Here is a 26,412-nt window from a genome sequence, read left to right as displayed (position 1 = left end):
TAACGAGGGGGACAATTTTTCCGTTAAACCAAGGATTCAATGCCGTATTTGGCACCGTACTGTTCAACGACAAAATCAATGTCTTTGTCGCCACGGCCAGACAGGTTGATCAAGATAGAACCTTTCTCCCCCTGCTTTGCCAATTTCAATGCATACGCTACGGCGTGTGCTGATTCAATCGCAGGAATAATTCCTTCCAGTCGCGATAATTCAAAGAAAGCATCAATCGCTTCATCATCACCGATCGTGCCGTAATTCACTCGCCCTTCATCTTTCAGGTAGCTGTGCTGAGGGCCAACTGATGGGTAATCCAAGCCACTTGCCACCGAGTAGACCTCTTGGGGTTCGCCTTCTTTGTCTTTCAACATGTAAGACTTAAACCCATGCATAATACCCGGCTCACCCAGCGTCAGTGTTGCGGCGTGCTCACCTTCTAGGTTGAGTGAACGACCTGCTGGCTCAGCACCATGGATTTTAACGTCATCTTCATCCAAAAATGCCGTAAAGAGCCCCATTGCATTCGAGCCACCGCCAACGCAAGCAACCAAGTTATCCGGTAATCCGCCCGTCATTTCTCTGAATTGAACTTTCGCTTCATTGCCAATGATGGATTGGAAGTCACGAACCATCATTGGAAACGGATGCGGCCCCACGACTGAACCAATCGCGTAGATTTGCGTGATTGGATCTTTCATGTAGGCTTCGAAGGCGGCATCGACCGCTTCTTTCAACGTTTTTCGGCCGTGCGTAGCAGGGATAACATTCGCGCCAAGAATGCGCATACGCACCACGTTTGGATGCTCTTTGCGAATGTCCACTTCACCCATGTAAATGTCACACTCCAGACCAACCAAAGCAGCGGCAGTAGCCAAAGCAACACCGTGCTGACCCGCCCCTGTTTCAGCGATGAGCTTTTTCTTGCCCATTTTCTTCGCAAGTAGGGCCTCACCTAGGCAGTGGTTAATCTTGTGTGCACCCGTATGGTTAAGGTCTTCACGCTTTAAATAAATATCTACGCCGTACTTGGACGACAAGTTTTCGGCATAAAAAATGGGGCTTGGGCGGCCCACAAAATGTTTGTACAGCCTCGCGAGCTCTTCCAAGTAACCGGGATCGTTTTTACATTCGTCATAGGCCGCGGCGATTTCGCCCATAATGGTCTCTAACTCAGGTGGAATGAAGCTTCCACCGTACTCGCCAAAATATCCCTTTGCGTCTGGTAGCGCATGCTCAAACGTGTTCTGCATGAAGTACTCCTGATTTTATCCTTAACGATCTAAAAGCTACTTAGGTAGACAATGCCCTGACATCACTTTGGTGGTTGGTTTCGAGGTAGCACCACCTTCGCCAGTATCCCTACAACTTATAGTGATTATTCCAAAAGCAGTACACCATACCGATTATTTTGTGAGCCAATACTTTCACAAACCTTAGATTCTGGGAGATTGCCGGAGTAACCGTTCCGTTGAACTGTCTCTATTCCATTGTTCGGGTAATACTGTAAAAAAGGATTTGGATGTACCGACATGACAAATACGCTAAGCATTCGCGCGTACACAAAGCAGACTCAAAACCACACTCATGGCTTTCATCAGTTGGTACTTCCTATTCAAGGTTCAATTCACATCGCACTGGATAGCTTTTCTGACGCGGTATCGGTGGGCGAATGTGTCGTTATAAAAGCAGGTACAGAGCACCATTTCCGTGCTGACGATGCCGCTCGGTTTATCGTGGTCGACTTGGACACCCTTCCCCCTCACATTTCCCAGTCTGAATTTGTGTTGTTCGCCATATCACCACCTTTGCTGAGCTTCGTATATTTCGCAGAGAAACAGTTAGAGTTTCAGGTCGACAGTAAATTGGAAATGGCGTTGTTTTCCCTCTTCTATCTGCTGCTCGAACAACAAGAAATCAGTGTCATTATCGACAGCCGCATCCGCCGCGCACAGGCGCACATCCTTGAGCACATCGAGTCGCCTCTCACGATAAAACAGTTGGCAGATATCGCGTGTCTAAGTCCCACGCAATTTAAAAAACGCTTTAAAGAAACGGTTGGAGAAACCGTGCATCAGTACATCGTTCAACAGCGAATAGAAAAAGCAAAAGCACTGCTCACGCACACAGATTTGCCTATCCAAATCGTTGCGGAGCGTGTGGGGTATCTCGACCTTTCTGCGTTCAGTCGTCGCTTTTCAATGACCGTTGGCCTTTCACCTAGCCGATGGAAATCAAAGTCTTAAAACAACGATTTCAATAAAGAAATGTCTGTTTTTGTTTGCGTTAATCGGCGTCGGTTGTTATCAAATACCTATACGCCCAATGTTTGTTGGCAGTAATGGATGATAAGGAGGTTTCATCATCATGAGTCAGGGTAAAAGAGACATTACACTTCGCTTTCTCGCCGAACCCGGCGACGTGAACTTTGGCGGAAAAGTACACGGCGGTGCTGCAATGAAATGGATTGACCTTGCAGCCTATGCCTGTGCAGCCGCGTGGAGTGGTAAATACTGTATTACCGCGTATGCAGGTGGCATTCGCTTTGTTGCCCCTATCCATGTTGGTAACCTTGTCGAAGTCAGCGCAAAGGTGATTTACACAGGTAAAACCTCCATGCACATCGCCATTGACGTGCAAGCCAGTGACCCAAAAGTCTTGAAAAACCGCCTCACGACGCACTGTATCGTCATCATGGTCGCGGTTGATGAAGAAGGACACCCCGCGCCCGTGCCGAAGTGGATTCCCGATACGGATGAAGATATCGCGTTGGAGCAGTCCGCCATCCGCTTAATGAACATGCGCAAACAAATCGGCGAAGAAATGGAAGCGCATGTGAAATACCTGAAATAATGTTCACGTCGTGCGTCTGTTTCCCAGAGACAGGCGCACCCGTACTTCACCCCTGCTGATTCACATTCAGTCTTTTCAAGCTAAAACTGCGTCTTTTCAGCACAAATCTATCGCACCGTTTATCTAACATAGTTCCTAATCACTATTAAACGGACATCACGCAATGAAAGCCTTTTTTCATTCTCTGGATGCTATGCGTCAAGGCAGTATCGCAATCTTATTTGCCTCAGTGCTTTGGGGAACAACAGGCACGGTCGCAAGTTTTGCCCCCAATATCAGCCCCCTCGCCATTGGTGCATTTTCAATGGGTGTCGCAGGCCTGTTGTTAGGGCTGTTTTTTCGTCGCCATATCAGAAATGATTGGAGAAAACTGACGCAACGCCCCGTCCTTTTAGCCATTGGTGCCTTTTCACTCGCCATCTACCCATTGGCGTTCTATACCTCAATGCGATTGGCCGGTGTTGCTGTCGGAACCGTCATCTCCATCGCCAGTGCCCCGTTTTTTGCGGTTATCATCGAAAAAACATTTGGGAATGCTCCCGCGCTAACAACACGTTGGGTATTGAGTGCCATCGTTGGCACGATAGGAATAGCCTTGCTCGCAGTGTCCGAAACATCACACGGTAAGGATACCGTGCAAAACGCGTCGTTATTGTTGGGGATATCACTTGGGCTCGTTGCGGCGTTGGCGTACACCCTTTATGCCTGGGTCGCGAAACAACTCATTCAGCACGATGTGAACGCCAAATCGGCGATGGGAAGCATTTTTCTGTTGGGTGCACTATTGCTGCTACCCAGCCTGTATTTTACCGGACAACACCTCTTTTCAACCGTGACCAACGCACTTGTCGTTTCCTACATGGCACTTATTCCCATGTTTCTCGGTTACGTCTGTTTTGGCTTTGGTTTGTCGTTTGTTAACACGAGTAAAGCGACTCTGCTTACCTTGTTTGAGCCCGTTGTGGCAGCAATATTGGCCGTCGTCATTGTTGGCGAGCTGATATCGCCATTCGGTTGGTTAGGAATGGCGATGATTTCGTTTTGCTTGCTGGTACAAGCCAGTGAGAAACAAACCCTCGCCCAATAAAAAAGCAGAGCGATGTGCTCTGCTTTTTTCTCACAACTGTTTCGGTTTTCTTCTCAACCAAATGCGCAAGGGTTGAGCCCCGCGATAAATCAGCAGCGAGGCGAGAATCAATCCACACCCCATGATTTTATGGGCAGGCATGGCTTCGTGATACCACACCACACTCAGCACCACGGTCCAAACCGGTTCCAAGATCATAATGATGGCCGCATTCGCTGGGCTGGCACCTTTTTGTCCCAGCGTTTGCATAAGGTAACGCAGGCTCGTCGCAACAAGCACGCTTAACCCAAACCAAATCCAGATTGACGTTGGAACGCTCTCTGGCCATGTTTCTGTGAGTAACGACGCAATGGAGGCGATAACACCGGTTGAGAAAAGCTGGACACACGTAAGAACAAGTGCGGGAATACGCTTGGCGTATCGGCTGTTCACATTAAAGTGAAGTGCAAGAAACAAAGCGGCTAAAAGGAACCAAATTTGGCTTGCTGATAACTGCCACCCCACTCCCCCTAAAGAAAGCATGGCCAAGCCAGACACAGCCACCGGCATGGACACCCAGAAAATACGCTGCGGTTTTTGTTTAAACAGCACCCAGGCGATTAACGGCACTATGAGCATAGACAAGCTCATGATGAATGCGCCTTCACCTAGTGAGGTGCTGACTGACATGGCGTAAATCCAGAACAGCAAGGCACACGACAGCAAACTGCCCACACCAGATGCACGCACTAAATCGCCCCTATCAACCTGCTTTAGCTTGGAAAAGCAAAACGGCAACAAGCACAGAGACGCCGCTAAAAACCGAAGTCCGACAAAGCCGAATGGCGGCAACCCCTGAATCGCCTCTTTGGAGAAAATCCAACCCCAAGCAGCGAAAACAGTAACAACAAGCAAGATTAAAGACGCGCGTCTTTCGGACAACATGTGGCACCAGCGAAAAATGAGTAGAGGGTGGATAAGCGGGCGTATTATTTCACTGCTTGCCTCGATTGAACATGACTATTGAGAGATAAATCACTACAAATGCGGTTTATTCAGTTTGCGAACAGCTAACTGCTGTATGCCCTACCGTAATGGGTGTTTTTTTGACCAGTTGAAGGGTGTTTTCCGGTGTGACGTGGATTTGGTGGCTATTAGAGCTTGAGGGTTGGGCTAACTCACTTTTGCCCCTTTCCGTTCCAGCGGCGCTTAGACTCACAAATCACAGTGTGATGATTTGACCTACTTTTTCTTATCTTTGTAATGTCTAGTAAGTTAAGGCCATACCACAAATAAAACTAGTTGAGCACACCAGTCATGCCCAGATATCGAAAGCGTTACTACAAACCGACACAATCAAAGAGAAATACGATCCAAGCTGGTCTAGGGTCTGATGTTTATAAACAATTTAGAGTGGAATCAGAAGAGCTTAGTGAGTTAGAGGCGCGAATCGCCAGAGGGTTTGTTATCCCCAAATTCATTGAGAAAATGCTGCCTAAGTTCATCGTTGGTTCGATGGTGATATCAGTTTTAATGTCGCTAGGTAGTTACTCATTTGACCCAGTTTATGTTCGTTTTTCTTGGGTGTTATGTATTGTTTTTTGGATATCAACCTTTTATATCTTCGACAAATTGTTTGTGCTCTTAAATCCATCACTATTTAGCAGAAAGGCTGATTTATCAGGCTTTCTTGAGGAAAAGCGCTTAGAGTTATTCGAAGAGAGAAAAGCTAGACCAATGGGTTTTCAAAATCTTTCTCTTCAGGCTTACCTTGATATTAAGTCAGCCCTAGAAACCCCATTTAAGACGACTAGCAAGGGATCATCATGTGTTTATCACATAGCTCTTGATGGATGGGATTTAACTCAAGGGTATGTAGGTGTCAGTACAAGTTATTTCAATAGACGTAACCAACATTTTAGAGCGCTGCGTGAAGGGTCTCATGATAACGATAAACTCCAACACGCTTTCAACGAGTACGGTAGTCGGCTGGAAATGAAAATCCTACATAACGGTATATCCGAGTATGAGTCATACCTGTTAGAGAGCCGCTATCGCCCAGAGCCCAACATGGCATTGAATATACGCAAGGGTGGTCGTTAAGCACCTAACGACGACTATGGTACGTTTATCATACTCAAATCATAGTGGGCGATTTGACCTGCTTTCTCTTACCTAACTAATGTCTACTGTATTGGGGGCGCATACTGAATAGCCACCGACTCAGTAGACACTTTTGAGCCCTTCTTCGTACTGCTTTTCATACTCTACAGGTGACATTTGATCGTTGGAACCGTGCCGACGTATTACGTTGTAGAACATCTCAATATATTCAAAGATATCCATACGTGCTTCTTCTCTCGTTGAGTAGATTTTTCGCTTGATACGTTCTCGTTTCAATAACTGAAAGAAGCTTTCAGCAACAGCATTGTCATGACAGTTGCCTCTGCGGCTCATACTTGACTCCAAGCCATGCTGAGTCAGGAATTTATCCCAATCATGACTGGTGTACTGACTGCCCTGATCAGAATGTACAAGTACTTTCTCTTTCGGGGAACGACGCCAAATCGCCATCAGCAACGCATCTAACACCAACTCTTTGGTTATCCGACTCTTCATCGACCACCCAATCACGCGTCTTGAGAACAAATCGATGACCACAGCCAGATACAACCAGCCTTCATGTGTTTTGATGTAAGTAATGTCTGTTACCCACGATTGATTCGGTGCCGTAGGATTAAACTCCCGTGCCAACTTGTTGGCAGCGACAATATTTTCAGTACCTCCTCGAGGACGAGGCTTTCTATATCCTCGTTGAGACTGCAAACCCTCCCGTTTCATCAAACGATGAACGAGATTAATTCCGCAGGACTCTCCGTCATCTCGCAAGTCACTGTAAATTTTCCGGTAGCCATAGACACCACCAGACTCAAGCCAGAACTGTTTAATACGTCCGAGGAGATATTTCCGCCGCTGCTCCTGTTGGCAATCAGGGTTTTGAACCCAGGCGTAATAACCACTGGGATGAATGCCGAGGACGTGACACATCAATCTGATAGGCCAAATCGCTTGGTGAGCGCGGATAAAGGCGTACCTCAGTCGGACTGGCTTGCGAAGTACACCGCGGCTTTTTTTAATATGTCGCGTTCTTCTGTGACGCGTTTTAGCTCTTTTTTGAGGCGACGGATCTCGTCGCTTTCATCCGACTTAGCTTGATGATGGGCATCAGGGCCATAGCGTTTTATCCACGCATAAAGGCTGTGTGTTGTTGTTCCTAAACGACTGGCAACATCAGCAACACTGTGACCTTTTTCGGTGACCTGCTTTACCGCTTCAATTTTGAATTCTTCTGGAAATCTCTTACCGCTCATAAACACCTCTCTGTTAGTTATTCTGTCTAACTCAAGTGTGTCTATCAAGTCGGTGGCTATTCACTTGGGGGAATCCAACAAACGATTTAGGCTATTGTTCTTCTCTTTTTACAAGAATTCAGTCTGTGCTCAAGTCACCATCGTTCGAAGTAGTGTTTGAAGAATCTCAAGGAGACTCACTTGGGGAAGTTTTAGATGAATTTCTCACTTCACGAAGTCGTGTCCTCCGTTTGTGTTTAAGTGCTACTAGTTACGAGTTTAATGCAAGGGAGATACTAGCTAATGTGATTGGACGTAAGTTACTTTCTTATGCGAGAAGTGAACGATTTATTAAACGACCTTTACTTGCTGTAGTCGATGAAGCCCATAACTTTCTTGGTAAGAAGGTAGGATTTGAAGAGTATGCAACTCGTCTTGATGCTTTTGAAATCATTGCGAAAGAAGGGCGTAAGTATGGCCTGAATATTTGCCTTACTACTCAACGACCTAGGGATATTACCGAAGGTGTGATAAGCCAAATGGGTACTTTACTTGTCCATCGCTTAACTAACAGTAATGACCGTGAACTTGTAGAACGAGCGTGCGGAGAAGTGGATAAGTCGATGATCGAGTTTTTGCCTAATCTAAAACAAGGGGAACTTGCTGTTGTTGGGGTCGATTTCCCGATTCCTTTGACAATTCAGGTGCATAAACCTGAGCATCCACCATTGTCTGATAGCCCAAGTTATCAGTTGTACTGGTAATATGTCTAACTATTGGTATGAGATAAGGAAAATTCTGGAGTCATGTTTTTCTCTTTTGCCCTAGAAATAATTATCCGAAAGCCCGACATTTACCAGAAATCGTAAAACGGAAATGTCCAAATCTGCGCCAGCATCTCAAAACCGCCCAAAAATGGTTTAGCGTGATGCTATAAACCCATGCCTTCATACATCATTGCCCTTTTATCGCCACAATTGATCATCAGTCTGCCCTCCTGTGAGCGACTTCCTTTGGTTTAATAGTATTCACCAGACTGATTAATAGCCTGAAAACCACAACGCAAACATCATGGTTAATTACGACTTCTAATCACTGGGTAACCGAAAGTTAGCTTCCTTATTTCATAACCACTGGAGATGAAGTTATGCACACACTTTTGAAGGTAATCTTAATTTTCACGGCAATAATGTCTTTAAACGTTCAGGCTGCCATCATTGTTGTTAATTCAACGAATGGAGGCAGCGGCAGTACTTTATGCAGCTTGGCAGATGCTATTATCGCAGCGAACACTGGCGGCACTTCTGGCGGCTGCACCGCTGGGACCATTGGAGGCGACGAAATTCTCTTTGCCAGTAATTTATCTAACAGCACAATACTGTTAAGCGCAGATTTACCACTGATAACAGATGACCTAACCATCACTGGTCCCACAGGTGGTAATACGCTCACTGTCAGTGGAGATGATGCCTATTCGATTTTTGTTGTAGATGGGGTCAGACTGAATCTGTCAAATCTGGAGTTGGTACAGGGGTATGGCACAACTTCCAGTATCTTCGGGGCAAGCGGAGGGGCCATTGCCGCCCTATCCGGGGCCGTTGTCACCGCCACTGATAGTAAACTCCTCAACAATATTGCCCAGGGAAGTGGAGGAGCCGTTTATGCTGAATCCTCTTCCATCGTCCACCTGTCAAGCTGCCTCATTTCAAACAATGCAGCCAACTATGGCGGCGCTATCTATGCCCATCAAGGTGCTCAGATAGAGATTGCTGACTGTACCTTTTCAGGCAACAGTGCATCCACAGTAAGTACTGCTTTTGGTGGTGCAATTGCCGCCTTTGGCTGGTCATCACCTACCGCAATCAACATTCGAAACAGCCATTTTTCAAACAACACCACAGTCGGTTATGGCGGTGCAATTTTTGCTGGCCCTGGTGTCGAAGCCAAAGTGATCGACAGTGTGTTTGAAGGTAATGTTGCTCACACCGGAGGTGCTATTCGCATTCAAGCGGGCTCATCTCAATTTTCATCACTCAATGTGGCTCGAAGTGAATTTTCGAATAACCATGCCTGGGTTTATGCTGCGGCGGTTTACACCGAAGGTAATGTCACTTTCGATGCGATAAACAGCGCCTTTTCAAACAACCAAGCTGGTGTTGAAGGTGGCGCCTTTTTCTTTTATTCAGGTACGGTGAATCTGAACTCGATCATGGCCTCAGGCAACCACGCATCAAGTGGGGGCGTGATGAGTGCCTGGGGCCATCCAGCATTCCCAAATATCGTCAATCTAACCAGAAGTTTCTTTTCAGAAAATAGCGCCAATGTCGGTGGTGCAATCGTTGCCAAATACAATGCTCACATCGTAGCCATTGACACAACACTCTCTGCCAACAGTGCAAATATTCATGGTGGCGCAGTCAAATCTGACATGAGCATTGTTGAATTGAGCAATAGCACGCTCTCGGGAAATCATTCTGGCATTGGTGGCGGAGCGTTTTATGCCAATAACAGCTCTGCGGTAAAAATAGACAACAGTACCTTTGCGGAGAATGATGGCGGCTCGCTATTTTCGTTTAATTCTACGGGTAGTGTATTGAGAAATACGGTCTTAGCAGGAGGTCATTGCGATTTGGATGGCACGAGTAATGTCACGCTCAACGGCGGTGTACATATTGACGATGGAACGTGCAATGCAACGCTGGTTGGCCCTTCTCAGTTAGCCCCGCTGAATTACAATGGAAGTGGCCCCATTCCCACTCATATGCCAATACCAGGTAGCCCGTTAGTTGATCATGGTGTTGGAGGTGCTGCCAATAATCCGTTAACAGACCAGCGTGGACATCCTCGTATTGTGGGTATCGAGGTAGATATCGGCGCGGTAGAGTTGCCAGATCCTGCAGATATTTTTAACTAAACTCGAATCTGAATAACCGCCCCCCTTCTCAAGCCGAGTATTATTGATATTCGGCTTTTTGAATTGGAATGAATAGTTAATCAGGCCTGTCAGCAGGTTTACCATGAAGCTTACGCAGCTCCGGTGCCTCGAATACTCTATCTGAGAGATGTCCATAATCGAGTCAGCTAGACCTAGGCTGACCCTCGCCCTATTGAGTGCACATGGCGTCTGGTTTTCCTAACAACCGAATATCACTAATAAGCCAAAGCCACCATAAAAAAATTTACATTAGCTATATACCTGAACACGAAGGAAACGAGAAATAGACGCTGTTCAGGTGTTAATTCTTTGGCTCGCTAAATAGATTTTCAAATGAAACGGATTTCATTATACCCCTTGCTGCTTTTGATCCTATCAGGATGTGACAGCGACAACCCCGTCACCAACGACCCACGTACCTCAGCTCCGACAGAAACCGTGACCTTGGCAGAAAGCGTCAAACAATCGTTGGAAGTCTCTTATTCAAATCATGCGCCTCAACTGGATAGAACGGAAAGCTTAGAGGGCACTGATGGTGATGGGAATGGGGTACGTGATGATATCGACTTGATCATTTCTGGTACGGATGTTGATGAAACGGTGAAACAAGCACTAACACAGCACGCGAAATCACTTCAAAACGAAATGAAAGTTGATTGGGATTCTCTGAGTGAAGAGGAAAGTAAAGCGGCGATGCGACAGCTTTCGAGCGATAGTATTAGTTCTAAACGGTGTTTGATGGAAACACTGGGTTCAGGTTTTTCGAAAGTGACACGCACGCTTAAAGCGCTTACTTACAATACCAAAGCACGCACGATGCACTACCTGAAAGGTAACAACGTTGCAAATGGCATGGCTTTCTCAGTAGGAGGCCATGACAATGCATGCGATTTGAGATAGTGCCTTAGAGCATTCCTCGCTCTGCACAATCATCCACAGACCCCATCCTCCAGCACCTATCGAGATAGTATTTTTCTAGAAAACGCGCATAATCTCGCTACAAAATCCCTGAAGAAAGATTTACCTATGTCTGATTTTCAATATTACTTTCACCAAGTTCCTTGTTTTAGCTGCAAAAACACCACAGTAAGCACGGATCTTGGTTGGTTAACTGCTGCGATGAAAGATGATGTCGCGGCGCAAATGGCGGCGATCATCGCGCAAGGCAACGCTGAATCCGATATTTTGGTGAACGTGACGTGCACGAAAGACGAAGCGCGTGATTACTTGTTGCTGAACTTCTACGGTTACTCAGAAGAAGACCTAGCGGTTCAAGTGAAAGCGGAAGATGAGAAAGAAGTGGCAGAAGAAATTGCAGAGCTATTGGCTGATGGCAGTGCCGTTGCTGTTTTTGAGCATGAAGTAACACTGCAAAGCTGTACTGATTGCGATATTGATTAAGCACCATACCGCTTAGAACTACCAAACGTAGACACGCTCGGCTCTATTTAAGGCGTTAGCAAATTCGCGTTGCTAACGCCTTTTTAGTTTCTGTGGTGTTGAATAAAAAGCACCAACACTCGCCTACCGCCGCCGCTTTACTCTCGCATTGATTAACTCTTCGAGTAATCGCTGCTCTCGCTTTGCTTTTTCGTAATTTTTGCGTTGCGTCCAACGCTCCATGGCTTTTTCTAACCCGAGAACGCGTGAGTGACGATGCTCTAGCTCTTTCTTAACTGAATTACATTGCGCCTGAAGAACGGCTTGCTCTTGTTCGCAATGGTTAAGCATTTTTTGCAGCATCAAATCGACGTGGGTCAGGTTCATTAACGACGCACTGTTGAGCGTTGGCGCGCTGGTCGCCGCACTGGACGCTTGATTCTTCAGTTCGCCCAATTGCCCCAGCTTCAATTGAATATAGGCATGCTGCTGACGCATGCTTTCGAGCTTTACGCCAACCGAGTCCCTGCGTTTTTGTTCCACACGCTGAAGCTTTCCACAGGCTTTGATTTTTGCATCCATGCTCAATCCTTACATTGGCGATTGAAAAAGCTGCGCCAGTGCCGTGAGGCTATTTACGTAGTCCGACCGTTCATCGACACCTTGCACTAGGTAGTTTTTCAACTGCGGATACAAAGACACCGCTCTGTCCAATTCTGGGTCTTGCCCCGGTTGATACCCGCCCAAGGGCAGAAGCTCTTTCACTTGCAGATAGTTAGACACCATCGCACGAAACTGATTCGCGATGGTGGAATGCGAGCCTTGTGTGCACGCAGCCATACAGCGACTGATTGAAGCGTTGATATCAATGGCAGGATAATGCCCTTGCTCGGCTAACTGACGAGATAAGACAACGTGTCCGTCCAATATCGCGCGGGCTGAATCCACCACCGGATCTTGTTGATCGTCGCCTTCGGCTAATACGGTGTAAATTGCGGTCAAACTGCCTTCTGGGTTTTCACCGTTACCCGCCCTTTCCAGAAGCTGAGGTAACAAGCTAAATACCGAAGGCGGATAACCCCGAGACGCTGGCGGCTCGCCCAATGACAAGGCAATTTCTCGTTGCGCCATGGCATAGCGTGTTAACGAGTCCATGAGCATCAGAACGTCTTTGCCCTGATCGCGAAAATACTCCGCGACACGGTGACACAACAGTGTTGCACGCAATCGCATTAATGGGGATTCATCGGCAGGTGCTGCGATAACAATGGCTTTTTTGCGCGCTTCCGGCGTCAGGTTGCGTTCGACAAATTCGCGGACTTCACGTCCCCGCTCGCCAATAAGGCCAACGACAATCACATCCGCTTCCGTGTTTTGGGTGATCATCCCCATCAGCACACTTTTACCGACACCACTGCCTGCCATCAAGCCTATACGCTGCCCTTTGCCAATGGTTAGCAGGCCGTTAATCGCACGAACACCGACATCCAATGGCGTATCTACCGAGCGTCGCTTCAATGGGTTAATGGGCTTAGGTTCTAACGAAACACGATCGCCGCCTTTAATGGCTGGCCCATCGTCAATCGCATCGCCTTGGCCGTTTAACACGCGCCCTAACCATTGCGCACTGATTTCAACGGTACTGTCACCGTCAAGTGGCACAACCTTCGCACCTGCGAATAATCCGCCCAATCGACGAATTGGCATCAAGAACGCCACATTGTGTTCAAAGCCCACAACCTGCGCTTCAATCATGTCCCCTTCTGCGGTTTCGACCAAACAACGTTGTTCCAGTTTGAATCGGCAACCGACAGCTTGCAGCATCAAACCATTCACTTTGATAAGACGCCCAGTGACGCGCGCAATAGGCACGGAATCGAGCGAAGCAATTGCCTCGCTCATTCGCTCAGAAAGCAGCTCATGAGCAAACACGTTACTCACTCAACACCTCAAGGATCTCGGCGTCAGTCGGCGCAGGGCTGACTTCATCAAGCAGGTGTTGTTTCACATTGTCCATGCAGGCTTGCAAGCGGGAATCACAACTTGCATCCGCTTCCGCATCTTCGGTGACAAGGTGCACGCCGCCCACGGGCAATTCAGCGTTCGGCACGAGTTTCCAGTTGGCAGGCAACTCGCGATTAATATTGGTAATACGCTCCAGATCTTGAGGGTTCAGGTGTACGATCACTTTCTCTGACTTGCCCGGTATGGATTCCAAGGTCTCATCCACCAGCGTCAGAATTTGCTGTGGCATGAGCGTCAGTTCCGCGCGAATAACTTGCTGTGCAACCTTCTGGACTAATTCACAAATCATATGACGCTGCTGCTGCTCGCGCTCTGTTTGCCAATCCGTCAATCGTTGAAACAGCGCGTTAACGGGCGTGACCGCATCGAAAAACGCCTGTTTACCCACGTGTTCGCCCGCTGAAAGTCCTTTTTGAAAACCCTCGTTCTGCCCTTCACTGAACCCGTGCTGCTTCCCCTGCTCCACACCTTGGCGAAAGCCTTCTTGATGGCCTTGCTCAAGCCCTTGTTGAAAGCCTGCTTCTAGTTGCTGTTGAATATCCGCTTGTGTGTCTTGCCAATTGTGGTCCAAGCCGATATCAGAGGACACGGAAGCCAGTGGTTTTGCCAGCGGCGGAAACCGATGCAGCCGATAGCCACTCGGTGGCACTTTCATGAATTTTCCCGACATGACTTACTCCACGGTGACTTCTTGATACAGCATCAGCTCAATTTCACCGGCTTCGCTCAAACCACGAACAACGTCCATGATTTCTTGGCGTGCGGTTTCTACGCGGCTGAGAGGAACTGGGCCTCTCGCCTGCATATCGTCTTCCAGAGCTTTTGCCATACGTTGTGGCATGGAGCGTTTGATGGACTGTTGCAGCGTAATTTCGGCACCTTTAAGCGCAATACTCCAAAGCTCGATAGGAACTTGCTGCACCATTTTGTCCAGCGTTTCTTCGCTTTGACGCCCCAGCACCATAAAGTCGAACATGTTCTGTTCAATTTCATTCGCCACGGATTCATCATGCAGTTTCAGCATTTCCATCAAGGTTGCGCGATCACCTTCAAAGCGATTGATAATGTCTGCAACCTGCTTAATGCCTGACAATGGTGCCGCTTGCGTCATTGATACCTGTGCAATGCAGCGTTCAATCAGGTCATTCAGATCGTGAACAACCTGATGATCGATATCTTGTAAGCGTGCAATGCGATAAAGCAGCTCATCGTGATAATCAACGGGCAGGTGTTTTAATACCGCTGACGAACTGTCTGCCGGTAAATAACCAAGGAAGATCGCCTGCATCTGAGGGTGTTCGTTGGCAATGAAACGCGCGAGCACTTCTGATTCAACCCATTGCAGTCGCTGCATGTTATTGCGAATTTCATCGCCGTACAGGTTATTGAGCAAGCCTTTCGCCAAATCATTGCCGAGGGCTTTTCTCAATGTGTTCGATAAGTATTCTTTCGAGGCACCACGAATACCACTGTGCAGACGAAAGTCTTCAAAGAACTGCTGAATAATTACCTTCGCGCTGTCACTTTGAATGCCGGACAAATGCGCCATCGCACGGGTAACACGTTGTGTTTCCTCTCGACTGAAATGCTGCAACACTTTGGCTGCCGCGTCTTCACCCATGCCAAGCAGGACTAACGCCGTGCGCTCGACGTGATTAAGCTGTTGTTTCTGCTTTGACTGTGCTGTGTTCATTCACATTTACCCATTGTTTCAGTATTTCAGCGACGCGCGCCGGTTCTTCATTGGCAATCAACTGAAGGTGTTTAAGCTGGATCTCAAGCGGTGAGCCTGGAGGTGGCAGCATTTCATTGCCCACATCCAACCCAGAACTGACCGCAATCCCCTTCTCTGAAAGGCGACGATTGATTGATTCTTCGCGTTCGCGCTCTTCGCGTGTCTGAAGGTTTTCGTAGGTGATGTCTTCGGGTGCATCAGCAAACTCCAGCTCTTTGCTGCGACGGTCAGAGCCCGTCAAGTGCATGATGAGCGGTCGCAACACAAAGAAGATCATTGCCATACCCAACATGCCGCCAATCACATAACGCATTGGCTGTTGAATTGCCGTGTCTTGCCACCAAGGCAAGGCTGGCGGTGCGTCAATTTCAATTGGCGTAAAGTTAAAGCTCATCAGGCTAATGCTGTCTCCTCGCGTGGCTGAAATGCCAACTGCGTCAGAGAGCATGGTTGAGATTTGAGTACGTTCCTCGTCAGTCCACGCAGTCCCATTCGGTGCAACCGCAGAGTTCAACAACACAGAGACGCTCAGTTTATCGATTTGTCCCTGTTGGTATTGTGTGCGACGAATGCTGCTACCCACGGCGTACTGACGATTAATTTCAGAACGGGCGTTGGTGTTAGTACTGTCTTCAGCAGGATCTTCACCCGTTACAGGGGGTTGATTGCTCAACGACCCTGGCATACCTAGTGCAATTTGGTCGATAGAGTTGTTTTGAATGGTATGTTCGTTGCGAACGACAGGCGTGGTATCCAAGATCTCTTGCGTCTCTTCAACCTGACTGAAGTTCATGGCGGCGGCGACCTGCACACGGAAATTCGCAGGGCCGACAATCGGCGTTAACATATCAGACGCACGCTGAATGACCTGCTTTTCCACGCTCTTTTGGTATTCGAGATACTTCGCATTGACCTTACCCGCTTCCGCCGAGTTCACATCGGCACTAAGCAGACGGCCAAACTGGTCGATCACTGACACAAATTCCGCTTTCATGCCTGTGACGCTGCCAACCACAAGGTTGATGATGGCTTCAACTTGCTCAGGTTTCAGATCTTCGCCCGGTTTGATTTCCAGCATGACAGAAGCCGACGGGCTTTCCGCATTTTGACGTACAAACAAGGTCTGACGAGGAATGGCCAAGTGAACGCGCGCATTCGCCACGGCATTAAGCGAAATGATAGTGCGGACTAACTCACCTTCTAACCCATGTCGATAACGTGCCGTTTCCATAAACTGGCTCGTCCCCAAAGAGCTGTCTTCTTTCAGTGAATCTAACCCCGTTGGCAATTGGGCTTTCACGCCTTTTGAAGCAAGTAGCATGCGAATGCGGGCCACTTCCCCTTCAGGCACTAACACTTGCCCATTTTGTTCTTGTAAGCGGTAGCTAATCCCTTCCGTTTCCAACACGGAAACGATATCGCCAATATCAAAACGTTCTTGTTGGCTATAGAGCGGACGAAAGGTTTGAGATGAACTCCAAAGCGCGACAACAATGATCGCGGCAACGATGGCAGCCATGACCGCAGAAAGCACCAGATTGCGCTGACTGCTCGACCATAGACGTTTTGCTTTCTTAACCCACTCGCTGTCTGATTTGGCACCCGCAAACTGTGAAGACGAAGGAACCGATGTCGAGGAGGTTGCTAATTGCGTGGAAATTTCAGACATGTGTTACACCGGCATCTTCATGATTTCGTCAATGGAACTCACAACTTTGTTGCGCACCTGCATTAATGCATTAAACGACAAGCTTGCCTTTTGGCTCGCGACCATCGCACCGACCAAATCGTCACTTTGTCCTAGCTCGACCGCCGTCATTTTTGCACTGGCATCCGATTGATGGGCATTCACCGCATCCAACACATTGGTCACTGCCTGCGAAAAAGAAAGCGGCGTGTTGTTGCTCATTTCTACTCTGTCCAGAGGGTTGGCAGACACCACGAATTCGGGTTGGATGTGCTGCCTCATCATGTCCATCTTTGACAACATGAGTTGTTCGGCATTCATCGCATTGGTGATTGAATTATTAGCCATGTTTTACCTCGTTTAGGCAGCCGAACCGAGTGCCGACTGTAGATCTATTCCTTGTTCACGCATCGCCGCAAGTTTGTAGCGAAGTGCTCTCGTCGTGACGCCAAGCGCGTCTGCCGTTTTGGTTCGGTTGCCACCAAATTGGCGAAGTTTGTCCAAAATAAACTGAAATTCTGCATGTTTTTTCGCTTCGACATGTCCGAGGTGATCAGTGCGATGAAGGACAGGCGCACATGCGTTAACACCTTCTGGCAACATCAGATCTTGCGCTGTGATGTAGTCGCCATGGCGCATGACCAACGCACGCTGAACAACGTTTTCCAACTCGCGGATATTACCCGGCCACGCATATTGGCTAAGAGCTGCCAACGCATCAGGTGCAAGGTGACATTTGCTGCCATCTTGGTACTTTTCAATGAAGAATCGGCTGATCGGAAGAATATCTTCTTGGCGTTCCCTTAACGGTGGCCAATGCAATGGAAGGACATCCAGGCGGTAGTAAAGGTCTTCTCGGAACGTACCTCTTTGCACTTCCAAGCGAAGATCTTTGTTGGTCGCTGCAATCACGCGAATGTCGAGTTGAATCGCTTTATGACTGCCGACCCTTTCAACTTCTCTCTCTTGCAGTACTCGCAGCAGTTTCGCTTGAACAGCGGGCGACATCTCGCCAATTTCATCCAACAAAATGGTGCCACCATTGGCTTCTTCAAACTTGCCGGTTTGAGACTGCAATGCACCGGTGAAGGCACCTTTTACGTGACCAAATAGGACCGCTTCAAGCATTGATTCTGGGATGGCTGCGCAGTTGACTGCAACAAATGGACCTTGCTTGCGAGAGGAGTGTTCATGAACATAGCGTGCCAGTACCTCTTTTCCGGTGCCTGACTCGCCAGTGATTAATACGCTTGCACTGGTGCATGCTGCGCGATGCGCAAGCTGTAGGACTTGTTTGCTGCGCCAAGATTCCGCAACAATGTTTGCCATTGGGCGACCAAGTGCTTCGACACGTTGCAAAAGGTTCAGCAACTGTGATGGCTCAAAAGGTTTAAGCAGGTAATCTGTGGCTCCCGCTTTCATGGTGTCTGCTGCCAGCACGCCTTCATCTTGTTCGACAATCGCGATGGCGACGCCTTTTGTTTGTTGCCTTTGATGGCACGCAACCCAATCACGAACACTCATGTCCGGTAAGTTGGAGCTGACCAACGAAATCGCAGCGGGCTCGCCAAGTAAAGCACTTCGCCCTGTGCGAGCATGCTTTACGCGATAACCCGCATCTTTCAGCACATCAATCACTGATAACGCTACGTTTTCATTTGGTTCTACCAACAGAATGTCCATTTTCTTCATTTTTGAACCTTTGTCGTTTCGTTGGTTGTTTTGTTTTTATTCGAATTTTCTGGTTGAGTCGTCACGCGTTCAGTGTCCATGACCAGCCTTAACGTGACGCGGCGATTTTGGTCTCGTCCCTCTTCGGTTTTATTACTGGCTACCGGGTACCTTTCGCCGTGCGCTCTAACTTCCAGCTTCGTTCTTTCTATGCCGAAACCTTCCAGTGTTTGAGCCACGCTTTCTGCACGACTGCGCGATGTGCGTAAATTCGCTACTGCTGATCCAGTTGCATCGGTATGACCATCAATCAGTATTTTTTCTATGGATGTGTCTAGTGCCACATAGCTTTGGAATGCAGCGAGGGTCTGTTTCTGAGGTTGTGTGAGTCCGAGCTGCCCATGTGAAAAACGAAGCTCTAACGTCCTTGCATCGTCATATCCCATTTCTGGCAATCTTGACGTACACGCAGTGAACGAGGAAATAGGCGCAGCGATACGAATACTGGGGAGCGTCATAGTAATGGGTGAGTGTTGAGATTCATTGAGTCGCAGTTGTATCCAACCACCGGACGCCAAGCCTTTAATCAACGTGCCAATCCCATCGCTAAATGTCAGCGGCTCTTGGCCGTTTCCTTCTGTTGTCGATATCAGTGTCGAAGAAGGTTTACTCTCCCATGGAGGGCTAACTAAATAGAGAGATGCTTTTGCAATGGCATGCTCCGTAATATCGTGAGCTTCGAATGATAAATGATTACCCGGAAGTGAGCGGAAGTAATACTTCCCATTGGATGTTTCCGCATGCCTCAATGTACATTTAAATAATTCACCACTGTAAGACCATGATGAAATATCCATTGGAACAATGATCTCATTTTTTATAGTGGCATGTACACTTTCTATACTGAGAATGTAGAAAAACAAAGACAAAAATACATTTACTTTATTTCCTCGAATTCCGGAAAACATATTTCCCAACATACCAGACCTACAAAAAATGGAAAACACCCCCACCATTCCGAATGGCGAACACTACGCTTATGCATTGATTTAGCAAGCAAGATAGGGATAGATATTGTTCTAATTATTGGCTATTTGATGATGCCAATGTCGAAATGCGTTTTATTAATAAAATTATTTATACCGACAAGGTCGTTTCAAAGCTCGTAACAAGAAGTAAGTTAAAATAGCTCTAAGACGAAAATAGCAATCCGAAAATTACCTGCAATTCTTCTTTTATAAAAGGTCTACATTAAGGATAAAACGAACATGTGAACTAATGTCACATTGTTATAATCGGAGACTAAAAACCGATAAAAAACCCTGTATAAACTGAGTCCCAATAAAGGCTACACGCCCCGTTTTATCAGCGTGTGGCGATGAACTTTTTATACGGTAACTATGTGAGTGGTTACGTTAGTGGTTATGTTTATGGTTAATAGTTAATGGTAATGACAGCCCCATCGTCTAAACCTGAGCTTCAAGCAGTCGATCTAGAATTACTGGGTAAGCCTATCCATACGATTCGGGATAACCTTGAATCTATCATTCACGCATCTTGCCTTACTTTGTCGAATGCACTTCAGAGCTGGTTAAAAAGCAGCCTTGTCGAGGTGACACTAAATGGCGTTAATCTCCACACATTCCAAAACGGCAATATCGAAAAAAACAACGTAACGACTCTGCGTCATATCGGTGGTGGTACCGCGTATTTGAATATCGATCCCGCACTGCTTGTCGCACTGGCTGACCGATTCTACGGTGCATCCATCGAGCGCAGCGAGCCAATACTCACCAGCAGTGACCTTCGTCTGCAAGAGCGTGTCGCAAAGCTTGTGAGCCAATGGATTGCACCTGAGGAGATGTGGACATTCAGCCCGTACGAATTTGCCAACGGCATGGGACTGAATGCAGATTTCACCATTCAGTTCGGCAAAAAAACTGGGCGGTTATCACTTATCCTCGAAGGAAAACTCATCCATTCGTTGATTGAACAATTGGGGCTTGAGCGACCCACTCACCTCGGTGATGCCTTCAACGAAAAACTCGCTGCCACGCCAGTGAAGCTAAATGTTTTGTTGAGCCGAAAAACCTTACCCCTGAGTGATGTGTTGTCTCTTTCACCGAATGACATTCTCCCGATTGAATTACTCAATACCGTGCCAGTAAGCATTGGCGGAGAACAATTGTTTACCGGGCGCGTTGCTGAGCAAGACGGCCAACTTGTATTGATTTTGAACCACGATTAAGGATGTATTGACGTGAGTGCGATGCCTGAAAACCCAACTTTTAATGCTGATGACCTGAACTTCGATGATTTTCAGCTAGAAGACTTTGATACACCCGTCAGTAACCCTGTTGCCAGTGCTCCTGAGCGCGACCTCAGTTTCTTTAAGAAAATCCCTGTCACCGTCACGCTTGAAGTGGCCAGCAAAGAGATCGCTCTGGGTGATTTAATGAAAGCCGGAGAAGGCTCTGTGATTGAGTTGGACAAACTCAACGGCGAACCTCTGGATGTCAAAGTCAATGGCTCACTGATGGGGCACGCTGAAGTCGTAATCGTCAATGATAAGTATGGCTTACGTCTGATTGACGTGATTGATTCCGCGTTAACCGGCATGGGCAAATAAGTTCATTCAACATGTCAATGTCTCGTCTTTTATATCGCTATTTGCCCGCCCTATTTGCCTTGACGGCGTTAAGCGCATTCCCCGCATTTGCGTCGGAATCTGGCTTAACGTTTTTGTCAGTGACTGACGGGGATACGCAACAAGAATACAGTGTGAAGCTGCAAATACTGTTGCTGATGACAGCGCTCAGTTTTTTGCCTGCTTTTGTTCTTATGGGTACCAGCTTTACGCGCATCATTGTCGTCTTGGCGATCTTGCGTCAGGCACTCGGCTTGCAGCAAAGTCCACCCAATCGGGTACTCGTGGGTATTGCCTTGGCGCTGACGCTATTGATCATGCGACCCGTTTGGACAGACATTTACGACAATGCGTTTAAACCGTATGACAATGGCGAAATCACCTTGATGCAGGCGTTTTCGCATGCAGAGAAACCCGTTCGTGCATTCATGTTGGCGCAGACACACCAAACATCCCTTGAGCAAATGCTGCGTATCGCTGACGAGCCTTTGGACCAAAATGTCGACGACATTTCCTTTGCGGTAGTTTTGCCAGCATTTGTTATCAGTGAGCTGAAAACCGCGTTTCAAATCGGCTTTATGCTGTTTATTCCTTTTCTGATCATCGACTTGGTGGTAGCCAGTGTGCTGATGGCAATGGGTATGATGATGCTCTCCCCCCTCATCATCTCATTACCATTTAAACTGGTCGTCTTTGTACTGGCCGATGGCTGGGCAATGACGGTCGGCACGTTGTCGGCAAGTTTCGGGTAGTTACGCGCATGACTCCCGAACTTGTCGTCTCGCTTTTCTCAAATGCCGTTTGGATGATCATTCTTATCGTCGCGGTGCTGGTTATGCCCGGCTTACTCGTTGGCTTGTGTGTGGCGGTCTTTCAGGCCGCGACACAAATCAACGAACAAACGCTGAGTTTTTTACCGCGCTTGATCGTGACGCTTCTTATGGTGATATTCGCCGGGCATTGGATGCTCAGAAAGCTGATGGAGCTGTTTGCCTACCTGTTCCAGAACATCCCGGGAATGATTGGATAATGGCCATCACCTTTGCCGACCTTTCCGTGATACTCGGTCAACTCTGGTGGCCGTTTTTTCGTATTGGGGCCGCTTTTCTGTTTATGCCTTTTTTCGGCGATGGCCTCATTCCACTTTGGGTTCGAAGCCTGCTTGCGCTGTCTCTCGTCGTCATCACTGCGCCATTGATGCCACCCATGCCTGAAGTCGAGTTGTTTTCTTTTGCCTCCTTGTTTTTAGCATTTGAGCAAGCAATATGGGGCGTGTTCTTCGGTCTTATACTGCATTTGTTTTTCGCAGTGTTTACCATGCTTGGCCAAATTTTGTCCCTTCAGATGGGCTTGGCGATGGCGATCATGAATGACCCTGTAAACGGGGCGTCTGACGCGGTGCTAGGCCGAATATTCCTTATATTCTGCACGCTTCTTTTCCTTTCGCTTGAAGGCCACTTGATCATCATTGATGTGCTTATTCAGAGCTTTACCGTTTGGCCTGTAGGCACGGGAATTTCAAGCCTGTCATTACAGGGACTGATGAACGTATTTGGCTGGATGTTCGCTGCTGCATTGGCACTGGCACTTCCCGCCATCATTTCGATGCTGTTGGCCAATATCAGCTTTGGCGTCATGAACCGTGCAGCGCCGTCATTGAACGTCTATGCATTGGGTTTTCCCATGACCATGTTGCTGGGGCTTTTCAGCACCCTACTGACAATTACCGGTGTGCCAGACCGTTACACTCAGCTAGTGCATGACACGCTACGCCATTTGAACAACTACATGGTGGGGACGCTATGAGCGAATCGTCATCACAAGACAAAACAGAAAAACCCTCCAGTCAGAAGGTAAAAAAGGCGCGTGACCAAGGCCAAATACCGCGCGCAAAAGACTTCACTACCGCGGTCATTTTCCTCGCGGTAAGTATTTACTTCTATGCCCACCTCGACGATATCTGGCAAGCCATCAATGGCGTGATGCGTTACAACATGTCATTGACCAAAGCCGATTTAGAAAACCCACTAAGAGGCATTGAACACGTCGGTCATAGCTTGGGGATCATCATTGAGATTCTCCTACCAATGTTCGTGATGATTATTGTTGCTGCAGTACTCAGCTCGTTGATGTTGGGCGGCTGGATGTTCCGCCCCGCCAATGCCTTACCAGACCTTAGCAAGCTCAGCCCTCTCAAAGGCTTGAAACGCATGTTTTCAACACGTTCTTTGGTTGAACTGGTCAAGTCGACACTGAAAGTGCTGGTGATATCCACCGTGCTCTATCTGTTTCTTAGCAGCAATCTTCAACCTTTACTTGGCATGCAAAACCTCCCCCTAAATCAAGGGGTCGTACAAATCATGGGGATCCTGTTTGAAGGATTGCTTCTCATGGGGCTGGCACTGTTGCTTTTTGGTGTCGTCGATATTCCCTATCAACATTGGGAACACATGAAAGGGCTTCGAATGACCAAGCAGGAGCTCAAAGAAGAATTCAAAAACAACGAAGGTCGTCCGGAAGTGAAGCAGCGAATTCGCCAAATTCAGCAGCAAATTTCTCGTCGAAGAATTAATAAAACGGTGCCCAGTGCTGACGTAGTGATTACCAACCCTACCCACTATGCCGTCGCCTTGAAATATGACACTTCGCTGTCAGATGCACCTTTTGTTGTCGCCAAGGGCATTGATGAAACGGCGATGCACATTCAACGCATTGCGCGTGAGAACAACGTCGAGATCATCAACGCACCACCGCTAACGCGCGCGATTTATCACACGACAGCGATTGAGCAGGCCATTCCCAGCCAACTCTACGTCGCGGTTGCACATATTCTGACTTACGTTCTTCAGCTAAGAACGTTCCGTCAGGGACGAGGCGATAAGCCCATGCCTCTTCCGCATTTTTCTATACCTAAACACCTTCAGCACTAAATGGCATGAAACACTGAGGACTTCTCGATATGCTCAACCGGTTTAAACAATTCCAACAATCAGTCAGAGGGCGGATAGTCATCCCTGTCGTACTGTTAATGTTGCTCGCGATGGTGATACTGCCATTGCCTCCCCTACTGTTGGATGCCTTGTTTACCTTCAACATTGTGTTGGCCATTCTCGTGCTGCTCGTCAGTACGACGGCAAAGCGACCTCTTGATTTCTCCATTTTCCCTACCATTTTGTTGGTCGCCACATTACTTCGATTGGCACTAAACGTTGCGTCTACCCGCATCGTATTGCTTGAAGGTCACAATGGGCCAGATGCTGCAGGTAAGGTGATTCATGCGTTTGGTGAGGTGGTTATCGGAGGGAACTACGTCATCGGTATGGTGGTTTTCGTCATTTTGATGATCATTAACTTTGTGGTGATCACCAAAGGTGGCGAGCGTATTTCTGAAGTGTCAGCCCGCTTTACGCTTGATGCCCTTCCCGGCAAGCAAATGGCCATTGATGCAGACTTAAATGCGGGCCTCATTGACCAAGAAACTGCACGTAGTCGCCGCAAAGAAGTCGCGAATGAAGCTGATTTTCATGGTTCGATGGACGGTGCGTCCAAGTTTGTCCGTGGTGATGCCATTGCCGGTATGCTTATCTTGTTCATCAACTTGATTGGCGGTGTCAGTATTGGTGTCTTCGATCATGGCATGACTGGCTCGGAGGCAATGCGAACCTACGCATTACTGACCATCGGTGACGGTTTGGTTGCCCAGATACCTTCGCTCCTGCTCGCAACGGCTGCCGCTATTATCGTCACCCGTATTAACGACTCTGACAATGACATGTCAGAAACGGTACGTAAGCAGTTACTCGCAACGCCAGCCACGCTTTATACCGTCGCGGGCATTATGTTTGTTATGGGTATCGTCCCTGGCATGCCACATCTGGCATTTTTCTCTTTTGCTGCGGTATTGGCATTTGCAGGATGGCGTCAAAGCAAATCACCGGTCAAAGATCAGCAACTCGATCAGGTCGAGGCGATTTCCAAAGCCATGGTGCGCGAAGAGGAAATGCCGCTCTCTTGGGAAGACATTCCTTATGTGCACACCCTGTCTTTGGCCATTGGTTATCGCCTTGTCCATCTGGTAAATAAAGATCAAGGTGCACCGCTGACCCAACGTATTCGCGGCGTGCGAAGAAACCTGTCAGAGCAAATCGGCTTTCTGCTGCCCGAAGTACGTATTCGCGACAACTTAAGCTTAAAACCGAATCAATACACGATTTCCCTAAACGGCGAAGTCGTTGAGCAAGGCTTTATCGAACCCGACCGCTTAATGGCCATTGCCGTGGGCGAAACCTATGGCGAAATTGATGGCATTTTGGGTAGTGATCCTGCTTATCAGCTACCTGCGGTTTGGATTGAACACAAAGATAAAGCCAAAGCACTGAACATGGGATATCAGGTCGTTGATGACAGCACCGTGATTGCTACGCACATCAGTAAAGTCATGAAGTCTCACCTTGCTGATCTGTTTAATCACGACGATGTTGAAGCCATGAACCAACGTCTGACTCAGCATGCTCCCAAGCTTGCTCAAGCATTGGGTGCAGCGTTAACACCGGCCAATCAGCTAAAAGTGTATCGCCAGCTTTTGCTCGATCAGGTGCCACTGCGTGATATTCGGACGATCGCCAATACCATGCTGGAGTCGTCTGAAAATACTAAAGACCCGATTTTGCTTGCCGCAGATATTCGCTGCACGTTAAGACGCACCTTGTTTAACCTCATTGCAGGCCAGAAAAGCGACTTGAGTGTCTACACCCTGTCAGACGAACTTGAAAAAATGTTGATGACCTCATTACAACAAGCTCAGGCCAGCGGCCCCGTGATGTTGGACAGCTTCCCGATTGAGCCGAATATTTTGGGGCAATTCCAACAAAACCTGCCACTGATTCGCCAACAGTTGAAGCAACAAGGTCTTGTGCCGATTTTACTGGTCATGCCTCAATTGAGACCGCTTATCGCCAGATATGCGCGCACCTTCACTCAAGGTCTCGCTGTTCTTTCGTACAATGAAGTTCCTGAAAATAAACAAATTAATGTGGTAGGTAACCTTGGCTAACTTCTCTCAACTTATC

26 protein-coding genes and 1 pseudogene are annotated in these 26,412 nt (G+C 47.8%); 15 read left to right on the top strand and 12 right to left on the bottom strand.

The window, feature by feature from the left end:
• Window positions 1-23 precede the first annotated feature (23 nt).
• On the bottom strand, window positions 24-1,247 hold the full coding sequence (gene trpB, locus LRP49_RS12045) for a tryptophan synthase subunit beta (RefSeq protein WP_274142440.1): 1,224 nt from the start codon (window positions 1,245-1,247) through the stop codon (window positions 24-26).
• A gap of 279 nt (window positions 1,248-1,526) precedes the next feature.
• On the opposite strand from trpB, the gene LRP49_RS12040 reads away from it, so the two are divergent.
• From LRP49_RS12040 to LRP49_RS12030, 3 genes are all read left to right on the top strand, one after another.
• On the top strand, window positions 1,527-2,240 hold the full coding sequence (locus LRP49_RS12040; RefSeq protein ID WP_274142439.1) for an AraC family transcriptional regulator: 714 nt from the start codon (window positions 1,527-1,529) through the stop codon (window positions 2,238-2,240).
• A 121-nt stretch (window positions 2,241-2,361) separates the two neighbouring features.
• Window positions 2,362-2,847, top strand: a complete 486-nt coding sequence (locus LRP49_RS12035) for an acyl-CoA thioesterase (RefSeq protein ID WP_274142438.1) — start codon at window positions 2,362-2,364, stop codon at window positions 2,845-2,847.
• A gap of 163 nt (window positions 2,848-3,010) precedes the next feature.
• Window positions 3,011-3,934 carry a DMT family transporter gene (locus LRP49_RS12030; RefSeq protein WP_274142437.1) on the top strand — a complete coding sequence of 308 codons (924 nt, stop codon included), beginning with the start codon at window positions 3,011-3,013 and terminating at the stop codon, window positions 3,932-3,934.
• Window positions 3,935-3,964: 30 nt separating this feature from the next.
• Here the strand turns inward: LRP49_RS12030 and LRP49_RS12025 are convergent, their stop codons facing one another.
• A complete protein-coding gene (locus LRP49_RS12025; protein ID WP_274142436.1) occupies window positions 3,965-4,858 on the bottom strand; it encodes a DMT family transporter in 894 nt (297 codons plus the stop codon).
• Between the two features lie 468 nt (window positions 4,859-5,326).
• On the opposite strand from LRP49_RS12025, the gene LRP49_RS12020 reads away from it, so the two are divergent.
• Window positions 5,327-6,016: a GIY-YIG nuclease family protein gene (locus LRP49_RS12020; RefSeq protein ID WP_274142434.1), complete on the top strand. Its 690-nt coding sequence runs from the start codon at window positions 5,327-5,329 to the stop codon at window positions 6,014-6,016.
• Window positions 6,017-6,136: 120 nt separating this feature from the next.
• Here LRP49_RS12020 and LRP49_RS12015 read toward each other — a convergent pair.
• Window positions 6,137-7,284 (bottom strand): IS3 family transposase gene (locus LRP49_RS12015; RefSeq protein WP_274142433.1). Its coding sequence is split into 2 segments (ribosomal slippage): window positions 6,137-7,050 and window positions 7,050-7,284, totalling 1,149 coding nucleotides; the frame shifts between segments, so codons are not numbered across the junction.
• Window positions 7,285-7,436: 152 nt separating this feature from the next.
• On the opposite strand from LRP49_RS12015, the gene LRP49_RS12010 reads away from it, so the two are divergent.
• Both LRP49_RS12010 and LRP49_RS12005 read left to right on the top strand, forming a co-directional pair.
• Window positions 7,437-8,027, top strand: coding sequence for an ATP-binding protein (locus LRP49_RS12010; RefSeq protein ID WP_274142432.1), 591 nt, complete (start codon window positions 7,437-7,439; stop codon window positions 8,025-8,027).
• Window positions 8,028-8,410: 383 nt separating this feature from the next.
• A complete protein-coding gene (locus tag LRP49_RS12005; protein ID WP_274142430.1) occupies window positions 8,411-10,177 on the top strand; it encodes a choice-of-anchor Q domain-containing protein in 1,767 nt (588 codons plus the stop codon).
• Window positions 10,178-10,201: 24 nt separating this feature from the next.
• Here the strand turns inward: LRP49_RS12005 and LRP49_RS25330 are convergent.
• A pseudogene (locus LRP49_RS25330) lies at window positions 10,202-10,342 on the bottom strand (IS982 family transposase); the annotation flags it as partial.
• 189 nt (window positions 10,343-10,531) lie between these two features.
• Between LRP49_RS25330 and LRP49_RS12000 the strand changes: the two are divergent.
• Window positions 10,532-11,098 carry a hypothetical protein gene (locus tag LRP49_RS12000; protein WP_274142429.1) on the top strand — a complete coding sequence of 189 codons (567 nt, stop codon included), beginning with the start codon at window positions 10,532-10,534 and terminating at the stop codon, window positions 11,096-11,098.
• Between the two features lie 126 nt (window positions 11,099-11,224).
• Window positions 11,225-11,599, top strand: coding sequence for a hypothetical protein (locus tag LRP49_RS11995; RefSeq protein WP_274142428.1), 375 nt, complete (start codon window positions 11,225-11,227; stop codon window positions 11,597-11,599).
• Between the two features lie 123 nt (window positions 11,600-11,722).
• On the opposite strand, the gene fliJ is transcribed toward LRP49_RS11995, so the two are convergent.
• From fliJ to LRP49_RS11955, 8 genes are read right to left on the bottom strand one after another with little or no spacing between them, the layout of a single operon-like run.
• Window positions 11,723-12,160, bottom strand: coding sequence for a flagellar export protein FliJ (gene fliJ, locus LRP49_RS11990; RefSeq protein ID WP_274142427.1), 438 nt, complete (start codon window positions 12,158-12,160; stop codon window positions 11,723-11,725).
• Window positions 12,161-12,169: 9 nt separating this feature from the next.
• Complete coding sequence (gene fliI / locus LRP49_RS11985) at window positions 12,170-13,480, bottom strand: flagellar protein export ATPase FliI (protein ID WP_420791552.1); 1,311 nt, start codon at window positions 13,478-13,480, stop codon at window positions 12,170-12,172.
• Window positions 13,481-13,511: 31 nt separating this feature from the next.
• Window positions 13,512-14,258, bottom strand: a complete 747-nt coding sequence (gene fliH / locus LRP49_RS11980; protein ID WP_420791551.1) for a flagellar assembly protein FliH — start codon at window positions 14,256-14,258, stop codon at window positions 13,512-13,514.
• Between the two features lie 18 nt (window positions 14,259-14,276).
• Window positions 14,277-15,296 (bottom strand): flagellar motor switch protein FliG, encoded by a 1,020-nt coding sequence (locus tag LRP49_RS11975; RefSeq protein WP_274142424.1) that lies wholly within the window; start codon window positions 15,294-15,296, stop codon window positions 14,277-14,279.
• Window positions 15,259-17,007 carry a flagellar basal-body MS-ring/collar protein FliF gene (fliF, locus tag LRP49_RS11970; protein ID WP_274142423.1) on the bottom strand — a complete coding sequence of 583 codons (1,749 nt, stop codon included), beginning with the start codon at window positions 17,005-17,007 and terminating at the stop codon, window positions 15,259-15,261. Before fliF ends, LRP49_RS11975 begins: the two co-directional genes overlap by 38 nt.
• 3 nt (window positions 17,008-17,010) lie before the next feature.
• Entirely contained in the window at window positions 17,011-17,373 is a 363-nt protein-coding gene (gene fliE / locus LRP49_RS11965) for a flagellar hook-basal body complex protein FliE (protein ID WP_274142422.1), read from the bottom strand.
• Window positions 17,374-17,385: 12 nt separating this feature from the next.
• Window positions 17,386-18,717: a sigma-54-dependent transcriptional regulator gene (locus LRP49_RS11960; protein ID WP_274142421.1), complete on the bottom strand. Its 1,332-nt coding sequence runs from the start codon at window positions 18,715-18,717 to the stop codon at window positions 17,386-17,388.
• Entirely contained in the window at window positions 18,714-19,553 is an 840-nt protein-coding gene (locus LRP49_RS11955) for a MotY family protein (protein ID WP_274142420.1), read from the bottom strand. Before LRP49_RS11955 ends, LRP49_RS11960 begins: the two co-directional genes overlap by 4 nt.
• 587 nt (window positions 19,554-20,140) lie before the next feature.
• Between LRP49_RS11955 and LRP49_RS11950 the strand changes: the two genes are divergently transcribed.
• From LRP49_RS11950 to flhA, 7 genes are read left to right on the top strand one after another with little or no spacing between them, the layout of a single operon-like run.
• Window positions 20,141-20,944, top strand: coding sequence for a FliM/FliN family flagellar motor switch protein (locus LRP49_RS11950; RefSeq protein WP_274142419.1), 804 nt, complete (start codon window positions 20,141-20,143; stop codon window positions 20,942-20,944).
• A gap of 12 nt (window positions 20,945-20,956) precedes the next feature.
• The gene (fliN, locus tag LRP49_RS11945) at window positions 20,957-21,325 is read left to right on the top strand and encodes a flagellar motor switch protein FliN (protein ID WP_274142418.1); all 369 of its coding nucleotides are present in this window, start codon (window positions 20,957-20,959) and stop codon (window positions 21,323-21,325) included.
• An 11-nt stretch (window positions 21,326-21,336) separates the two neighbouring features.
• Window positions 21,337-22,095: a flagellar type III secretion system pore protein FliP gene (gene fliP / locus LRP49_RS11940; RefSeq protein WP_420791548.1), complete on the top strand. Its 759-nt coding sequence runs from the start codon at window positions 21,337-21,339 to the stop codon at window positions 22,093-22,095.
• 8 nt (window positions 22,096-22,103) lie between these two features.
• Window positions 22,104-22,373: a flagellar biosynthesis protein FliQ gene (fliQ, locus tag LRP49_RS11935; RefSeq protein WP_274142417.1), complete on the top strand. Its 270-nt coding sequence runs from the start codon at window positions 22,104-22,106 to the stop codon at window positions 22,371-22,373.
• On the top strand, window positions 22,373-23,149 hold the full coding sequence (gene fliR, locus LRP49_RS11930) for a flagellar biosynthetic protein FliR (protein WP_274142416.1): 777 nt from the start codon (window positions 22,373-22,375) through the stop codon (window positions 23,147-23,149). The genes fliQ and fliR overlap by 1 nt, the downstream gene beginning before the upstream one ends.
• Window positions 23,146-24,273, top strand: coding sequence for a flagellar biosynthesis protein FlhB (gene flhB / locus LRP49_RS11925; protein ID WP_274142415.1), 1,128 nt, complete (start codon window positions 23,146-23,148; stop codon window positions 24,271-24,273). Before fliR ends, flhB begins: the two co-directional genes overlap by 4 nt.
• Window positions 24,274-24,302: 29 nt before the next feature.
• A complete protein-coding gene (gene flhA / locus LRP49_RS11920; protein ID WP_274142414.1) occupies window positions 24,303-26,396 on the top strand; it encodes a flagellar biosynthesis protein FlhA in 2,094 nt (697 codons plus the stop codon).
• Window positions 26,397-26,412 lie beyond the last annotated feature (16 nt).

This window comes from Enterovibrio qingdaonensis (assembly GCF_028683135.1).
GTDB classification, from domain to species: Bacteria; Pseudomonadota; Gammaproteobacteria; order Enterobacterales; family Vibrionaceae; genus Enterovibrio; species Enterovibrio qingdaonensis.
The sequence above is the reverse complement of the archived record's forward strand: the minus strand, read 5'-3'. Positions and strand labels throughout refer to the sequence as shown.

Bases quoted from the DNA above. Each gene is read 5' to 3' on its own strand.
- trpB (WP_274142440.1), bottom strand. From the start codon at position 1,247: ATGCAGAACACGTTTGAGCATGCGCTACCAGACGCAAAGGGATATTTT.
- LRP49_RS12040 (WP_274142439.1), top strand. From the start codon at position 1,527: ATGACAAATACGCTAAGCATTCGCGCGTACACAAAGCAGACTCAAAAC.
- LRP49_RS12035 (WP_274142438.1), top strand. From the start codon at position 2,362: ATGAGTCAGGGTAAAAGAGACATTACACTTCGCTTTCTCGCCGAACCC.
- LRP49_RS12030 (WP_274142437.1), top strand. From the start codon at position 3,011: ATGAAAGCCTTTTTTCATTCTCTGGATGCTATGCGTCAAGGCAGTATC.
- LRP49_RS12025 (WP_274142436.1), bottom strand. From the start codon at position 4,858: ATGTTGTCCGAAAGACGCGCGTCTTTAATCTTGCTTGTTGTTACTGTT.
- LRP49_RS12005 (WP_274142430.1), top strand. From the start codon at position 8,411: ATGCACACACTTTTGAAGGTAATCTTAATTTTCACGGCAATAATGTCT.
- LRP49_RS12000 (WP_274142429.1), top strand. From the start codon at position 10,532: ATGAAACGGATTTCATTATACCCCTTGCTGCTTTTGATCCTATCAGGA.
- LRP49_RS11995 (WP_274142428.1), top strand. From the start codon at position 11,225: ATGTCTGATTTTCAATATTACTTTCACCAAGTTCCTTGTTTTAGCTGC.
- fliJ (WP_274142427.1), bottom strand. From the start codon at position 12,160: ATGGATGCAAAAATCAAAGCCTGTGGAAAGCTTCAGCGTGTGGAACAA.
- fliI (WP_420791552.1), bottom strand. From the start codon at position 13,480: ATGAGCGAGGCAATTGCTTCGCTCGATTCCGTGCCTATTGCGCGCGTC.
- fliH (WP_420791551.1), bottom strand. From the start codon at position 14,258: ATGAAAGTGCCACCGAGTGGCTATCGGCTGCATCGGTTTCCGCCGCTG.
- LRP49_RS11975 (WP_274142424.1), bottom strand. From the start codon at position 15,296: ATGAACACAGCACAGTCAAAGCAGAAACAACAGCTTAATCACGTCGAG.
- fliF (WP_274142423.1), bottom strand. From the start codon at position 17,007: ATGTCTGAAATTTCCACGCAATTAGCAACCTCCTCGACATCGGTTCCT.
- fliE (WP_274142422.1), bottom strand. From the start codon at position 17,373: ATGGCTAATAATTCAATCACCAATGCGATGAATGCCGAACAACTCATG.
- LRP49_RS11960 (WP_274142421.1), bottom strand. From the start codon at position 18,717: ATGAAGAAAATGGACATTCTGTTGGTAGAACCAAATGAAAACGTAGCG.
- LRP49_RS11955 (WP_274142420.1), bottom strand. From the start codon at position 19,553: ATGGATATTTCATCATGGTCTTACAGTGGTGAATTATTTAAATGTACA.
- LRP49_RS11950 (WP_274142419.1), top strand. From the start codon at position 20,141: ATGGTAATGACAGCCCCATCGTCTAAACCTGAGCTTCAAGCAGTCGAT.
- fliP (WP_420791548.1), top strand. From the start codon at position 21,337: ATGTCAATGTCTCGTCTTTTATATCGCTATTTGCCCGCCCTATTTGCC.
- fliQ (WP_274142417.1), top strand. From the start codon at position 22,104: ATGACTCCCGAACTTGTCGTCTCGCTTTTCTCAAATGCCGTTTGGATG.
- fliR (WP_274142416.1), top strand. From the start codon at position 22,373: ATGGCCATCACCTTTGCCGACCTTTCCGTGATACTCGGTCAACTCTGG.
- flhB (WP_274142415.1), top strand. From the start codon at position 23,146: ATGAGCGAATCGTCATCACAAGACAAAACAGAAAAACCCTCCAGTCAG.
- flhA (WP_274142414.1), top strand. From the start codon at position 24,303: ATGCTCAACCGGTTTAAACAATTCCAACAATCAGTCAGAGGGCGGATA.